This is a genomic window from Stenotrophomonas sp. 107298_Sma (assembly GCF_056480345.1).
Map to the genome: position 1 here is coordinate 2,664,942 of NZ_CM151094.1, position 16,621 is coordinate 2,681,562.

Here is a 16,621-nt window from a genome sequence, read left to right on the forward strand (position 1 = left end):
GGCTGGCCCGATGCTGCAGCCCGATGCGGTGCATCGGGCAATGCGTGCCGACCAAGGTCGGCACCTACCGGGGCATGCAATGCCTATCGGCGCTGCGTGCCATCGTCGTGGCTTGCCTGCGGGAACTGGAAGGCGCTGTTGGCGTCGTAGCCGCTGTTGGCGGTCGTGCCGCGCGCCGGCGGCGCAATGCTGCTGGTGCCACTGCCGAAACCGAGGATCTGCACGCTGATCACCGACGGCTGGTTACGCCGTGCGTCGTCCTGGCTCTTGCGCATCACATCCTGCGCGGCCTGGCTGGCACTGTTCGCTGCCGCACTGGCCGACGCCAGCGCATTGACGTTCACCGTGGCCAACACCGGCAGGCCCTTGCTCTCACCCTGCACCTGGATGTTGGCCGCGTTGAGCACCTGCAGCGCGGCAAGGTTGATGTTGCCCGAGACGCGAATACCGGCCTCGCCTGCATCGATGGTGCCCAGCGGCGCGATCAGGTCGACGTCGCCCGGCGGCACTTCGGCGATGGGGTTCAAGGTGGCGATGCCTGCGCCACTGGCGGGAGCCTGCGGCGACAGGATCACATTGCCCCAGCCGTCATAGACGCGACGCGGTGGCGTATACAGCAGCGTAGTCTGCGAACCGCGTCCGGCATTGATGTCACCCTGCTCCGACCAGGCCAGGATGTCACCGCCGAACGTCGTCATCACCCGCGACAGGCCGAGCAGCACGCTGTCCTGGCTGAACAGCCGGATGTCACCCTGCCCTTGGGTCACCAGCCCGGCACTGGCCGGCGGCACCACGCCCTGCACACCCACCACGATCTGTCCGCCCGGTGCCATCAGCTCGATGTTGCCGCCGGCTTCGGTACGCACGCCGGAGCCGCCATACATCAGGATATCGCCAGTGCGTTGGATCGTCGCACCCGCTGCATCCTTGTCCGGCATCAGCGTGGCGATGGCCTCGCGGCCGCGCAGGTAAGAACCAACGCGTGGCCCATTCCGATCGTTGTACTCGCGGCCACCTTCGCGCAGTTCGGCGTAGTAGACCTGGCGCAGGAAGATCCGTTGCTGTTCGCTCGGCAACCGGTCGAACGCAGCCAGCGCCTCGGCGCCGTCGACGGTCAGGCCGAAGCGCTGCTGCAGCCACTGCTTCAACTCCTGGTCATAGATCTTCACCGCCTTGCCGGGCTGCGATGCCAGCGACTGCGCCGGATCGGCCAGGTTGGCCGGATCCAGGTAGCGCGTGCGCAGTGCATCGAAGTCAATGCCCTGATTGCCGGCAGTCACTGCGATGCTGGCACCGGGACGGGCATCGCCCTGGACGACGCCACCCAGGCTCACGATGCTTCCGGCCTCTTCCTGGCGCAGCTGCCGGCCCGCACTCACTTCAACGTTGCCGGGGCCGGCCACCGTCAGGTTGCTGCGGATGATGTCCCGGCCCGCCTCGATCCCGCTGATATCGGTACCGCTGGTGTTGAGCGCTGTGACGTTCGCATTGATCACGTCGCGACCGGCGCGCAGCTGTACGGCCGAGCCCGCTTCGTACCAGTCGAACAGTGTCCTGCTCTCCTCGCCGATGTTCCGCCTCAATTGCCTGCGCCCGCCGCTGCCCAAGCCGATGATGTCACCGGCAACGGCATAGAAGCGGCTCGGTGATGTGGGCCGGGACGTCAGCGCACCGGTAGTCGGGGTACTGGGGCCGAACGCGAACAATGGCAGCATCGCCGCCGGGTCTGGACCCTGCACCCCATCGTTCGATAGATTGTGGCTGACCCGGGTCCGGCTGACGCCCTGCTGGGCCATGAATGCAGGATCAAGCGGGCCAGGCAGGCGGGCGTCGCTACCGGAACGTGCAATGCCGGTGGCATTGGTCGCGGCATGGATCGAGCCCCCGGCCAGAACATCGAGCCGGCCGCTGGCCGAAGGCGCGAGCAGGATCACATCACCCGTGGTCGCCCCCGGTCCGAGGCCTCGAAGCGTGGCGCTGATGATGTCACCACTCGCAGCCACCGCACTGAACCTGGACGGATACAGCCAGTAATTGATGCTGGCGGGAACGGATTGCTCGCGCAGCGCGACGCCTTCAGCGAACATGTTGCTACCGGTTGCATGCAGACTTCCGGCCAGGCTGGGTGCGAGATTTCCGCCTACCGAGAACAGGTCCAGTGCCGTGCCTCGGGTCCAGAGCGAGAACCACGTCGTGCCAGCTGCATGCTGGCCATCGCCCAGAACCACGTCGTTGTAGTTGGCCGTCGGCACACGCCCTGCATCTGCGGCGCCACCGAGAACAATGTCACCACGGGCCTGCAGCCGGGCAGTGGAATCACCCAGAATGAGCAGGGGCCCCGCCATCGCCACCGGGGCGTCGGCCACGAACGGATCCTTCAGGCCCAGCATTCCGTAGCTGCTCTGTATCGCGCTGAGGCCACCGATGCGCGCCGCCTGCAGCAGGGTGCTGCCGCGCAGGTTGGTCACCGCGCCATTGAGATCCAGATCCTGCAGGAACCCTTCGGGCTGCTGCGCGCTGGCGCGCAGGCCGGGGTTGAGCGCTCCGCCGCTTCGCAGCGTCAGGTCGCCGCCACCGGTCAGATGCAGCTCACCGTTGCTGACGCGCCCGGTCGACCCGACCGCAGCAACAATCGCGCTGGAATGAGGCGCGGTCAACAGACCCAGGGCATTGCCCATCGGGTCGAGCACGCCCGCGTGGCGGCCCGCTTCCAGTGAAAGATTGCCGCCTCCCAACGTGCCGAAGCCGGTGAACCCGACCATGCGGGGAGCTGCGTCCGCTTCGGCGCCCACGGTGCTGTACGTGCCGAAGTTGATCCACCAGCTCGTGGGTGTTGCCTGGACGCCTTCGGTGGTGCCCGTACCCTGCCGCCACAACCAGCCGCCCACGGCTGCGCTTGAATGCCCGGCCTGGTCGCGCTGCGCCGTACCGGATTCGGACCGGGCGGTCCAGGCGTCGCCGATGATGTCGCGTCCAGCTTCAACCCTGACATCGCCGCCATGGTCGGGATACCACGCACGGTAACTGGCCAGCGCCGCATCATAGTTGCCCGAGACCTGGTTCCTGCCCAGCAGCGAGGTGTGCCAGGGCGCAGCCGTACGCACCGGATTGAACTGGGGGTCGCTGCCATCGCCCAGTAGCGTCGGCGCACCTGCGGTGTACACGCCGAAGCCGGACTTCATGCGCACGTCCTGCGCGGCCAGCAGTGCCAGATCACCCTTGCCGGTACGCAGCACGCTCCAAGCCGGCGAGCCAAGGCGCTTGCCGTAGGTGGTGACTTCGGTAAGCGTACCGCCGCCGTAGCAGTAGCCCATTGCCGCGCAGATCTCTTCCTCCGACATGCCCATCTCGGCACCCAGTTCCGTAGCCGGGCGGCCGACCCAGGATTCATCGCCCCACCATGCCAGCGAGCCTTCCTTGTCCACCAGTCGCGGGGCGGGGCCGCAATTGGGTCCGGACTCACAGACTTCGTTCTCGGTCAAACCCAGCTCCCGGGCCAGATCAGCCACGGGCTTCCCGACCCACGATTCGTCACCCCACAGATTCAGCGAGCCGTCCAGGGTGATCACGCGATCACCCTTCCATTCCGTCGTCGTGGTCACCGTCCCGATGGTGCTGTAGTGGCTGTCGGCCAGCACGATGCTGCCGTCACTTCCCCAGCTGCGGGTACGCGGATCGGCAGCGGTCGTATCGGCACCGGCCACTGCAGTCAGATCCCACGAGGTGGTCCCTTCGGGCAGCATCGCCGCCAGCGCCCAGTTGCGTCCCTGGCGCCCGCTGGCGTCGGCAGGCCGCAGTTTCACCGGCGCATCGCCGGCCAGCTCCACCTTGGTCATCGACGGGATGATCGCGCCGGCATGCAGGTCCAGCGCGCCTGACAGCTTCATCGCCATCGGCAGCGCGACGCCGGCCGGCCACACCTGTGCGGCCACCGGCGCCGGCGCGCGCAGCCGGAAGCCGGCGCCCAGGCGCGCACCCGCCTGCAACGTCAATGCCTGGGCCAGCACGGTTCCAGCCGCTACCACCTCGCCACCCGCCGTCGTCACTGCTGCGCCCAGCACGGTGCCGGCCGGCAGCAGCAGCGGTCCCGACAACCGCATTTCCGCGGGCAGCACGGTTCCGGCCGGCAGGGTCACGGCCTCGAAGGGCAGTGCATAGTTCAGCGTCGCGCCAGCACGGAATTCGGTGCCGCGCTGCAGCTGTACACCTTCGCCGGGCACGATCAGGTCGCCACCGAACGCCGTGTTGGGCGTACCGGCACTGCGCCCTTCCAGCAGCACCCAGCCGTCCTCATCGGGATTGGCAGGCGGCGGCGCGAATCCATCGTTGATGCTGCCGTAGACGTTGATATCGCCTTCGGCGCGCAGCACCAGCGCTGCCGATTCACCAAAGCCACGGCGCGCTGGATCGGTCCGGTTCGACTGCGGTCCGTAGCGGTAGCCGGACAGATCGATATCGCCGGCCACGACCAGATCGCCACGCGGGTTGTCACTGCTGGTCCGCGCCACGATCTGCACGCCGGGGCGCAGGCGATAGCTGCCCAGTGCGGCAGTACGCTGCTGCAGTACCGTATTGGTCAGCGCGGCGTTCATCCACTGGCTGTTGTCCGGGTCCACAACCGTGTCCAGCCAGTGTTGGTTGATCACCTGCGGACGATGGCCATGCACGTCCGGAGCGCTGGCCAATGGCGCCGAATCATAGCTGCGGAAGGCGTTGACCTGGACGTCGGCGGCACCGGCGATACGGATGCCGCTGGCCACGTCGATCGCGGCGTCGTTGCTGCCCACGCGTGGCACGTTGAGCTTGACGCTGCCGCGTGCGCGGCCATCGTTCTGGCCCGGGCTGCTACCCGTGGCCACCGAGGTGCCGGCGCGCAGGTCCATCGATGAGATCGCGCCCAGCTGCAGGCTGCCACTGGCCGAGGTCAGTTCGATCATCGCCCGGTTCGGGCTGTCGATGATCTTGCCGTAACTATCGACGCGCAAGGCGCTGCCATGCGCGTCCAATGCTCCGTCGATACGCAACACATCGCGGGCGGACAGGCGGATGCTGCCGACCTGTTCGCCACTGGCATCAATGCGGCCATTGACGAGCAGGCTGCCACCATCGACGCTGATATCAACGTTGCGCGCCTTCACTTCATCGCCGATCACCAGGTCGCCTTCGCTCAACTGGAACGTCCGGCCACCGGTAATGCCACCGGCGGTAAGCCGGGTGTTCAGGCCGGAGAAGTCCTGCAACTGGCGTGCACGCACTACCAGCTCGCCGCCGTCGTAGGGCACTTCAGTGCCACCGGCGCCGTAGCGGCCGCTGGCTCCGCCAAGCAACGTACCTGCCAGATCTACACGGCCGCCCTGCGGGCCCAGCGCAGCGACCGTCAAGCGGCCGCCGCGGTTGTTGCGGGCGGAAAGATCGATGCGCGACGCCGCGTCGGCAACGATGTCACCGTCACGGCTCGACAGCGCTACATCGCCGCCCCAACTGTACTTGTCCACGTCGAACAGGCTTACCTTCCGCCCCGCCATGTCCAGCATTGCATTGCTGCCAAGCGCCACGCCCTGGCGGGCATTGGCTTCGAACCGGCCGGACGCCAGCGCCACCCGGCTGTCGATCACAACGCGTTCGGCCGTGATGGACAACTCCGCACCCAACGCATCGCTGCCCGCGGTTGCCGCAGCACCGCGCACCTGCACCGTACCGCCATTGCGGATTGCCAGCTGCGCGCCCGCGCTGCCGGTCAGCAGCGGGGTAACGATATCCAGCGCGCCGCCGCTGAACTGCCAGCCGCTGCCTGCCACGTAGTCGCCCTGGCGCTGGAAGACATCCAGGCTGCCCTTGCCGGAGAACAACATGCGATCCGACGCTGCCAGGGTAACGCCGGCGAAGCCAAGCACCTGGCGATCCGCGGCCACCGACGAACTGGGCCGGGTGAAGGGCGCACGCCCCAGTTCCAGCACCCGCGTATTGATTTCCAGCTGCCCTTGGCCAAGCCGACCCACCATCGCCTCGCCGGCCGGCTGGGTCTGCTCACCGCCGGGCAACGTGGTGCCGGCCAGCGTACCGTCCCAGATCAGCGTATCGGCGAAGATGCGGGCGCGGTCGGTCGCAGTGCCGTAACCATGAATGGCAGGGGCACCCAGCACCAGACTGCGTAGACTGCTGCGGCCGGTCGCACTGTCACGCGTATCCAGGTCCACGCTGCCGAACACATTGATGGCATCGCGCGCGGTCAGGCTCAGCGCCTCCAGCGCCGGCGCGCCGGTGGCGGTGTTTCCACGCAGCAATCGCTGCAGGACCTCCTGGTTCATGGTCATGCCCGCCGGCAGGCCGCCGGCTGCCGCTGCCACCGCAATGGCTTCGGCGCTGCCGAGATTGAGCGCCGACATGCCCAGGCCGAGCTGGCGCGTGCCGTAGCTCACCGCGTCGCCAATGCTCAGCGCGCCGTCGGTGACCACGTTGATGCTGCCTGCCGACAGCAACCGGGTCTGGCCATTGCAGTCCACCACGCATCCGCCGATGTCGATCGCCACCGGACCGCCGGCACTGCCGCCCTGCGCACTGAGCGCCGTCAAGCGCTGGTTGGACACGGCAAGCAGGCCGCCCGACACCAGATAGGGCGCCGTGGGCTGTGCCACGCGCGAGGTATTTGCCCCGGTCAAGGTATCGATCGAAGCGCCCTGCTCCACCAGGATTCCCTTGCCTCCGAACGCGGCCGACAGCAGCACTTCCTGCGCCGTCAGGTTGACGCCGTTGCGCACCACGATGTGCTGCGCCCTGCCCTCCAGCGAATGGGTCGTCGCGTCACGCCGCAGCACGCCGCCGATCAGCATCGTCTCCGGGCGGAACGCATTGAGCGCCGAGTCGAAGACGGTGGCGCCGCTACCGCTGCCGGCACTACCGCCCTGGGTGGCAATCTCCAGCGTTGCCTCATTGGAGGCGAGCAGATTGACTGAAAGCGTGCCCCCGCGTCCGTCATTGCTGCCGGCGTTGAAGCGTGACACGCCCTGGAAGATCGCGGCTGGCACGCTCGAACGTCCGGCGCCATCGCCCAACACCAGGTTGAGGTTGCCGGCGTCGGTTGGCCGCCAGCGCAGCGCTTCACCACGCCGCTCAGCCACGCCCTGTACGAAAGTGCTGTAGGAGGTCTCGTTGTAGCTGGCATGGCGGCGCACCACATCCGCCGGCGTCAGCACCAGATCGGTGAGCAGCGATGAGACTCCACCGCCCAGGCTCTGCGCCTGGTGTCCACTGACGCGCCAGGAACCCGTGCCGGTCGCCACTGCCTGGCGGCTGCCGACGGCGCTTTCGGCGCCGACTTCGACGCGGAATGCGCCCTTCTGCAGTGCGTAGCTTGCCGGCAGCAGCGTGTAGGTTCCGGCCGGGAGGCCGGGAACCCCGGCAGGAATGACAATCTGCTGGCCGATGCGCGGATCGGCGCTGCCGTCAGCGACCGCCTGCGGCGCCTGCGTGCCCGAGCGTCCCGGCATGATCGCGTAGACCGCATTGTCACTGCCGCTGAAGCGGTAGCGCGGGTTCGCATCCGCCAGCGCGTGCCTCAGGATGTCCACCGAGCCGCCGCGCCCCGCCACGAATGCGGCACCGGACAGCTCGCCTCCGCCGGAGACGTCCAGCACGCTGCCCGCCACGCCATTGAAAGCGTTGGCGACGATGTCGATACCGATCGGGATGTTGGTCGAGCCGGGGCCCAGCACATCGAAGTCGGCACCGTTACGGCGCCAGCCCACACCATCCACGGTGCCGCCAAACGGCAGCTGCAGGCCGGCACCGCTCACCGACGTCACGCTGCCTGCAAGCAGGTCGACGCGGCTGGCCGCATCGGCGTTGAATTCCCTGCCACCCAGCTGTACATGGCCCCACGGCGCCTGCACATTGCCGCCCTGCACCACCGTCGCCGCCACCAGCTCCAGGCTTCCGAACGCAGAGTCCGGTGCCGGTTGCGCGCCGCCTGCAATGCCATGGATGCGCAGTACGGCGTCGGGGTTCTGCCAGGACAGGCCTGAAGGACCGATGTCGGGGACGCCCGCCACGATGCGTCCCTTGGCCCGGGCCGCCGGATACATACGTGCGGCGCTGATATCGATCGAACCCGGGCTTGCCAGCGTGGAGACGAGTGAACTGCTGGCGACCGGGGCCAGCACGCGGATGTCACCGCGGCTGCGCAGCGCGACCTGGTCAAATCCCGCCAGCCAGGTGACGTCTCGCAGATCGATCAGATCGGCGCTCACGTCCAGGCGATGCTGCCGGCCGCTGTCGAACGCTGCCTCCAGTGGGCGCAACGTGCCTTCCCCGGCCGGCTGCCACCAGCGCCCCTGCGCAAGGCGGACATATGGCGCGGCCAGTTGCAGGCGGCCGCCCTCGCTGTTGCCCGGGACGAGGCCGAGGTAACGCTCATTCAAGCCCTGGATGCGCAGGCTCTGGTCCATGCGCAGATTGACATCTCCCAGGGCGCGGATGTCGCCGAACAGGGCCAGATGATCGAAACCACCGGCCTCGACCTGCTCCACCGACAATGCCGCATGGCCGTACTCAAGGCGTGCAGGCAGGTCCGCCGCCTGCGCGGCGTGCTGGGTCAGCGCGATAACCCGCGGCGCCAGCACGTCCTTGCCTTCTGCCGTTCTGCTGTAGGTGCCGCCACCAAAGGCAACGCCGAGGGTGCCACCGCGCGCGCCGTCGCCGCCCGCTGCTGCGTCCAGGTCGCCCTGCAGGTACAGCGCATTGCCGGCGCGCAGCACGATGCTGCCGCCGTCGCTGTCCACCCGGGTGCGCCCGCTGCCATCAATGTCCAGCAGCGCCGAAGCACCGGACGCGTCCAGCCGCGCACCGCGCTCCACCACCACGAAGGTATCGGGCGGCAAGTGGCGTACGTTGTCCTGGTCTTCCCAGTCCAACGCCCCCCCGATCTCGATCGTTCCGCCCTTGCGCACCTGTCCGCGCAATGTCCCGCGCGCGTCGGGCAGGGAAACGCTATCGCCGCTCACGTCCAGCAGGGCTCCCTCGGCAATCGTCCAGCGACGTTCGCGGCGTTGATCGCCACGCACACCGGTCGGGTCGAATGCCTCGTCCAGGCGGATGCGGCCGCCGGCCGCCTTCAGACTGCCAGCCACGTCCAGGTTGCCGGCGCTGAACAGTTCGATCGACTGGCCGGCATCGACCTCGATCCTTGCGCCCTTGCCAACACGCAGATCGGCCGTGGACAGCAGATGCCCTGCGCGCAGTGCCAGGCTCGCGCCGCCGCGCTGCGATACACGCCCGCTGGCCGGATCCGCCTCATACAACGATGGCGTCCAGGTCTGCACGCCCTGCTCGCGGGCCAGTGCCTGCTGTGCGCCCTCGGCCAGGCGCAGCGCCGGTCGTTCCACCTGCAGCCGGGTACCTTCTTCAACCGTCAAACCGTTGTGCCCGGCGATGTCATAGCCGGCGAAGCCACTCCTGAACAGTGCTGGCTGCAGTCGCAACGACGCCGCCGATGCATCCGTGCCAGGCGCGCCGATAGACACCGCACCGCCTGTTGCCAACGTGAAGTTGCCGCTGCCATTGCCGAGCGCGCTGAAGCGTGCGCCATCGCCGATACGGATCCGCCCGCTGCCGTCGGTGGCAACCTCGGTGCTGGCCGCGAGCAGGCTGACACTGCCGCCCTTGCCTACGCGCCCTTTGCCACTGGCATCGATCGCGCCGCCGGCATCGACCAGAATCGTCGCTCCCTCGCCCACAGCGATGTCGTGGCTGCTGTTGAAGCGCACCTGCCCGCCGTCGATCCACGCCTGTGCCGGACCGCCCTCCGGCGCTGCAAGCGCGTTGCTCCAGCCACCGCCAAGATCGATCCGCGCGCCCGCCGCAACATCCACCGCGCCGCGTCCGGACCTCAGCAGGGCCGAGGGCCCGCCGAGCGCCGGAAGCAGGTTGCCGGCCTCCACCTGCCCGCCGGCAATCTGCACCGTTCCGCCGAAGCCGACGCGGCTTGCAGTGAGCCCAAGCCGACCGCCCTCCTGCAACCTGAGCGTGCCATCCAGGTCGATACGGCCCGCAGAAGCGAGGTCCACCTGCCCCCAACGCTGAGCGCTCAGGACCTCACTGTCCAACCACACGGTATTGCGCTGTGTTTCCCCGATCGGCGCCTGCAACGTCCATGACCGGGTGTCGGCCTGGAGCGCTCCGATGCGGATCTGCGAATCGAACACTGCACTTCGGCCGTTGTTGTCGAAACGCCCGAGCCAGAGCTGCGCGTTGCGGGCCGCCGCCGTCTGTGCCTGCGCGTACCCGTCCTGCCCCTGGTCGGGGCGGCGCGTCTGCTGCAGTCCCTGAAAGGCCACCGTATCCACCTGGCCCTGCAGGACAGCCGTGGGCGCCGAGATCAGCAGACGGCCGGCATCGCGTCCCACGGTATAGCCATTGTCGAAACGCTGGGTGGGTGCCACCAGCGGATTGCGGAACGATTCGGTGACCCCCCAACGCTCCTGCTTCACTTCATAGCCCTGGTACAGACCGTCGTACAGCATCTCGGCCGGTGCATCATCAAGCCGGTACAACTGCCCGTCGCGGCCACGCAGCCAGCTCTGCTGCACCACGCCAGACTGCACATCCAGGCTGCCACCGGCCAGATTGATGCGCGAACCGACGTGGCTGACGACTTCCTTGCCTGCCAGCTGGACGGTTCCACCCTGCGCTGCCCATTCGCTGATCGAATGCCCCTGATTGTCCAGGTAGCCCCCGACTTCCAGCAGGCCGCCGCCGGCATACCAGCGCGTACCTTCATAGCCGCCGGTACCGGCGGCGACTTCGATCAACTGGCGGCGGTCGATCCACACCTCGCTACTGATCAGCTTGCCGCTGTCACGGTTGTCCGGTGAATCGCGCAGCTCGTTACCCTGCACCTTCACCTTGACGTTGTTGCTTTCCATCGCCACCTGCACGCCCACCGCACCGGAGACGTCCACGCGCGCGCCATCATCCAGATAGCTGCGTCGGCTGGCGTCGGCGATTACCTGGCCGCCGGTGGCTACCGCCAGCGCGCCGGCCTGGAAGTTCACATCGCCGCCGGAGACGACTTCGATGCGCGATTGCTCGCGGCGGTCCTGCAGGCGCGAGAGATTGTCGAAGGTGCCACTGTTGCTGCCACCGCGAAGCTTGTCCTGCTCGGCCGATTCCCTGATGAGGGCATCGCGCTGGCTGTCCAGCGCCGTGCTCTTGCCATCGTCTTCCAGCAGTACTGCAGTGGTCGAGCCGGAGGCCAGGGTCACACTGCCCGCCGCATCGGACGCCGAATTCAGCAGGTGTACGGTGCCGCGCTGATTCAGCGTGGTGGTCGCAACCGCAACGCCGGCCTGTTCGACCGTGCGGCCGGCCAGGGTGATGTCGCCCTCGCGTGCCTGGATCAGACCGCTGTTGCGAACGCTGCCGGCCGTGCTGTCAGCGACGAAGCGCGATGCGATCTCGTTGCCACGGGTGGTCGATGCAGTGTTCTGCGCCGTGCCCACGCCACGGCGGATCACGAAACTGTCGCCGGCGGCAAGCTGGGTCTGACCTTTGCGCGTCTCGATCTGGCCCGCGTTCTCCACGCTGTGCCCAGCCAGCAGCACATAGCCACCGCCCCGCGTTGCCGTGGTCGGTTCGTGCGTGGTGATGCGTGCACCGCGTTCGACCATGACTTTGCCTACGGCGTCGGTCAGCGCCGAGGTGTTCGCCTCGGCACTGTACAGACCCTGCTCACGGAACTGCGCGTCGCTGATGCGCGCGGCCGCCGCCACCAGGTTGCGGACATTGACCTGGCTGTTGTTGCCGAACACCACACCGTTGCGGTTGGCCACGAACACCGTGCCATTGGCCTTCAGCTGGCCAAGGATCTGGCTGGGCCTTGCGGCGGGATCATTGACCCGGTTCAACACGGCCCAGTCGGGGTTCTGCAGGAAATTCAGTGTGGTGTTGCCACCAATGTTGAAGGTTTCCCAGTTCAGGATCGCCCGGTCGGCGGTCTGCTCGATGTTGACCAGCACCCGCCCGTCGGCGGCCTGCGACTGGATCGCCTCGCGGGCGTTGATCCAGCCGCGGGTCAGCGGATTCTCGTCGACCTTCAGGCCATCCTTGCCCAGCCCATCGGCGATCACGAAGCCCGCCTCGCGGCGCGCCTGCCGTGCCTGTTCCTGCAGGCGCTGCTGCAGGGCGATGGCCTGCGCGGCCGTACCAAGGTTGTCGATCGACTGCTGCAGCTTCTGCCGTGCCGCATCCTGCTGCTGCGCGGGTAGCTGGAACTGGATCGGCACGCCATTGGGCATGCGCCCGCTCTGTGCCGCCGCGCCCTGCGCCGCACCGCGCTCGGCGAACCAGCCGGGGCTGAACGCCTGTTGGGCCTGAGTGGCCGGAGCCACCACGCTGCCCAGGGCCACGGCGACGGCCCAGGCCATCGGGTGGCTGCGCCACAGGGCAGCAGGGAAACGGGCGGTGGGCGAATGCGGGTGCGACATCGGGGACCTCGTCAACCTGATGGGCCGCGTCGGCGGCGGCGTGTGTACGGATGGGCCTGCGCGAGGCACGCCCTGCACCTCATAGACGGTGGCGGCGGCGTGAAGACGACAGGCGCATCACGGTCATGCAGCGGACATACGCAGAAGGCGCCGGCATTGCTGCCGGCGCCCTTGTGCACTTCCTGCAACTACCAAAGCAATTGCAGTTACAGCGGACGGCCGATGCCCGAGCAGGTGCCGGGATTGTTCAAAGCAGCGGGGTTGCTCGCGGCCACGAAACGCATACGGATCGCATCACGCCAGGCCTTGTTAAGCGGAATGAAATTGTGCGCGCCGATGGCGGCATCGTTCGGGCCCTGCTCGACGCCGTTGACCACGACACTGCCGTAGAGTCGCGAAAGCGCTCCGCGGACTCTTGCGGCCAACAGTACATCCTTGTAGCACTGCCCAAACAGGAGATTGGTGGTACCCACGATTGGATATCCTGAGCTCGGGTTGCCGAACCACGGCACCCAGTTCGCTGGGTTCTCGGCAGCGGCACCGGCCGGCGGTGGCACGTTGTCCAGTGCCGCTTGAGTACTCACGTCCTTTGGAGAGAAGCCCTTGACCTGTGCAACTCGAGTAGCATCCGAGAGATCAAGAGACAGGTCTGGACCTGTGTATCCCATTGTTCCGACGGTCGTAAAAATGGCGGCGTACACCGCCGCGTCACCGGACGCCGGAGCTGCAACAAAGTTCTCGGGAACACTAGTGAACAGATTGGCGAAGGTCGACTGCACCGAAAACGCCGGCACGCCGTTGGTCAGCTTCAGCGTGGTGCCTGAGACATCGGCCGGCTGGCAGGCGCTGGTCAGGAAACGGGCCAGCAATTCAGTGGCGCCGCTGCTCTCGCCACGGTAGACAACCCGAATGGTGCCGGTGCGGGCGCTGTCGATGGTCGACCAGTTGGTGATCTTGCCGGAGAATATCCCGCAGATCCGGGTGACCGACAGGTCAATTGCTGAACCAGGCTTGTTGAAGGGAATAATCACCGGAGCCAGCGCAACCGGAATCTGGATCAATGCCCCATAACGGGTGGGATCACCAGCCCGGTTGAAGGTGCTGTTGTAGCTGTACAACTCGGTGCTGCTCAGTACCGCATCGCTGCCAGCAAAGTGGACAGTCCCCGTCGTCGAAAACAGTGATGGCTCATTGCTCAGGAATGCCCGCTTGCCGACGCCCGAGCTGGTAGGGACGTAGCTGAACGAGGTCGGAAGAATGCTGTCCGGACTGCCTTGGTACAGAGCTGCGGGCATTGTCGCGCCACCGCCCTGGACAAGAATTTGGGCATCTGCTTCTAGCGTTCCGACCAACACGCAACTGGCGAGCCAGAAAGCCTTCAATAGCAAGTTCATGAGATTGGCAACTCCATGCCTTGTCTGGATACGGTCGTTCATACCGCAGTGCGCCGGCCTGACGGCCGGCGCACGCGGAGAACACTTCTATGTCGCAGTTACAGCGGACGGCCGATGCCCGAGCAGGTGCTCGGATTGTTCACCGCACCGGCGTTGGTGGCGGTGGCGAAGCGAGCACGGACCGCATCGCGCCAGGCCTTGGTCAGCGGGATGAATTTGTGCGCGCGGATGGCGACGTCGTTCGGGCCCTGCTCGACACCGTTGACCACGGTGCTGCCGTAATGGCGGGTCAGGAAGCCGCGCACGTTGGCGCCGACGGTGGCGTTCTTGTAGCACTGGCCGAACACGAAGTTGGTGTAGCCAGCGATCGGATAGCCCGCGCTCGGGTTGCCGAACACCGGCACCCAGTTCGCCGGGTTCTCGGCAGCGGCACCGGTCGGCGGCGCAGCGGTTTCCAGCGTGGCCTGCACGCTCACTTCATCCGGCGAGAAGCCCTTGACCTTGGCGACCTTGGTGGCGTCGGTCAGGCTCGGGATGACGTCCGGGCCGACATAGCCAACGCGGCCGTCAACGGCATAGACGGCGTTGTACAGCGCGGTGCCACCGGTGGCCGGTGCGGCGATGAAGTTCGACGGCACGGTGGTGAACAGGTTGGCGAAGGTCGACTGCACCGAGAACGCCGGCACGCCGTTGGTCAACTTCAGGTTGCTGCCCGACACGTCAGCCGGCTGGCAGGCGCTGGTCAGGAAGCGGGTCAGCAGTTCGCTGGTGCCGCTGCTTTCGCCACGGTAGACGACCTGGATGTCACCGGTACGGCCCAGGCCCGCCAGCTGGCTCCAGCTGGTGATCTTGCCGGAGAAGATGCCGCAGATCTGGGTCACCGACAGGTCAACGGCCGAACCGGCCTTGTTGAACGGAATCGTGACCGAGGTGGCCACCGACGGAATCTGCACCAGGGCGCCGTAGCGGTTGGCATCGCCGGACACGTTGTAAGTGCTGTTGTAGGTGTTCAGTTCGGTGCTGCTCAGCACCGAATCGCTACCGGCGAAGTGCACGGTGCCGGTGGTGGAGAACAGCGCCGAGTTGTTTTCCAGGAAGGCCTTCTTGCCGGTACCCGAGCCGGTCACGGCGTAGCTGAAGTTGGCCGGCAGGATGCTGTCAGCCGAACCCTTGTAGAGGTCGGCCGGCAGCGAGGCACCGCCACCGGTGACGGCGGTCTGCGCCGAAGCGGCACCGGCGGTGGCCAGCAGCGCGGTAGCAACCAGCGCGGCCAGGGTCTTGTACTTGTTCATGATCTTCTCCTGAAGGGTTTACTGCGAAGGGAAACACCAAGGGAGGAACGGTCACTACACGCCTGCTGCCGCCGAGGGCCTCCCAGCCCACTCTGCGGCGACGTGTCCATGCTGGTCTGCGCCGATGACAGGCCGCTTAAGAAACCTGTGGAAGATCGAAAAAAGGTGTGGAGGATTGTGTGGAGAATCGAAAGCGTCCCGCGCTGCGCGCCCGCCGGGCATGGCCCGGTGCTACCCGTGATGGGCGTCGCGCATCACTGCACCAATTGGTTCATTTCCATGATCGGCATCAGCACCGCCAGCACGATCGTCAACACCACGCCGCCCATCACCAGGATCATCGTCGGCTCCAGCAACGCAGTCAGTGCCATCGCGCGACGCTCGATCTCGCGCGAGATCGTCTGCGCGGCGCGATCCAGCAGAGGCGCCAGCGAACCGGTCTTCTCGCCACTGGCCACCAGGTGCACCAGGATCGGCGGATACACCTTCTGCACCTTCAGCGCAGAGCCAAGCGCGGCACCTTCGCGCACTCGCGCGGACACATCATCTGCACAACGCGCCAGCAACGCATTACCCAGGGTCTGCCGGGCAGCTTCAAGCGCACGCAGCAGCGGCACGCCAGCATCCAGCAGGATCGCCAATGTCGAGGCGAAGCGCGCACTGTTCACGCCCAGCACGAAGCGCCCGACCATCGGCACCCGCAGCAGCATCGCGTCCCATCGCAGGCGCAGCTCGGGCTTGCGCAGGGCCAACCGCCAGGCCACCACCAGCGCAGCGATGCCCAGCCCCGCCCACACGCCCCAGCTGCGTACGAACGCGCTGGCGGCCAGCATCACTTGCGTGAGCATCGGCAGCGTCTGCCGCGCCTGTACGAACGCAGTCACGACCTGCGGCACCACGTAGCTGAGCAGGAAGATCACGATCGCCACCGATACCAGGCTGATCGCCGCTGGATAGATGAAGGCGGTCAGTACCTTGGCCTGCAGCGCATTGCGTTCTTCGATGTAGTCGGCCAGGCGCTCCATCACCCGTGCCAGATCGCCGGAGTCTTCGCCTGCTCCTACCAGCGCCCGATAGATCGGCGGAAAATCGCGTGGCCGCGCTGCCAGCGCCACGGTCAGGCGCTGGCCGGCGCGCACGTCGGCGCGTACCGCGGTGAGCGCCTGCGCAACATGGGGGCGTTCGGCCTGCTCGATCACCGCACTCAATGCGCCTTCCAACGGCAGGCTGGCTGCCAGCAGGCTGGCCAGCTGGCGCGTAGCCCAGGCCAGCTCGCTGGCAGACAGCCGGCGAGCGCCCCAGCCACTGCCGGCACTGCGCGCGGCGCTTACCTGCACAGGGGTCAGCCCGCGCCCGCGCAACAGCTGGCGCGCACCGCGCGGGCTGTCGGCATCCAACTGCCCCTTCTCGATGCGGCCCTGCGCGTTGGCAGCCTGGTAGTCGAACAGTGCCATGC

The 16,621-nt window shown here is 67.1% G+C and carries 4 protein-coding genes; all 4 read right to left on the reverse strand.

The genetic code is table 11. The annotated features are described in order from the left end of the window. Positions 1-83: 83 nt before the first annotated feature. The 4 genes from ACZK2G_RS12575 to gspF all read right to left on the reverse strand — a co-directional run bounded on the left by ACZK2G_RS12575 (position 84) and on the right by gspF (position 16,619). Positions 84-12,479, reverse strand: a complete 12,396-nt coding sequence (locus ACZK2G_RS12575) for a filamentous hemagglutinin family protein (protein ID WP_478473491.1) — start codon at positions 12,477-12,479, stop codon at positions 84-86. Positions 12,480-12,685: 206 nt separating this feature from the next. Continuing rightward, positions 12,686-13,873, reverse strand: a complete 1,188-nt coding sequence (locus tag ACZK2G_RS12580) for a substrate-binding domain-containing protein (protein WP_478475586.1) — start codon at positions 13,871-13,873, stop codon at positions 12,686-12,688. 98 nt (positions 13,874-13,971) lie between these two features. Next, positions 13,972-15,165 carry a substrate-binding domain-containing protein gene (locus ACZK2G_RS12585; protein ID WP_049403384.1) on the reverse strand — a complete coding sequence of 398 codons (1,194 nt, stop codon included), beginning with the start codon at positions 15,163-15,165 and terminating at the stop codon, positions 13,972-13,974. Between the two features lie 254 nt (positions 15,166-15,419). Beyond that, positions 15,420-16,619, reverse strand: a complete 1,200-nt coding sequence (gspF, locus tag ACZK2G_RS12590; RefSeq protein WP_107379712.1) for a type II secretion system inner membrane protein GspF — start codon at positions 16,617-16,619, stop codon at positions 15,420-15,422. Positions 16,620-16,621: the final 2 nt, after the last annotated feature.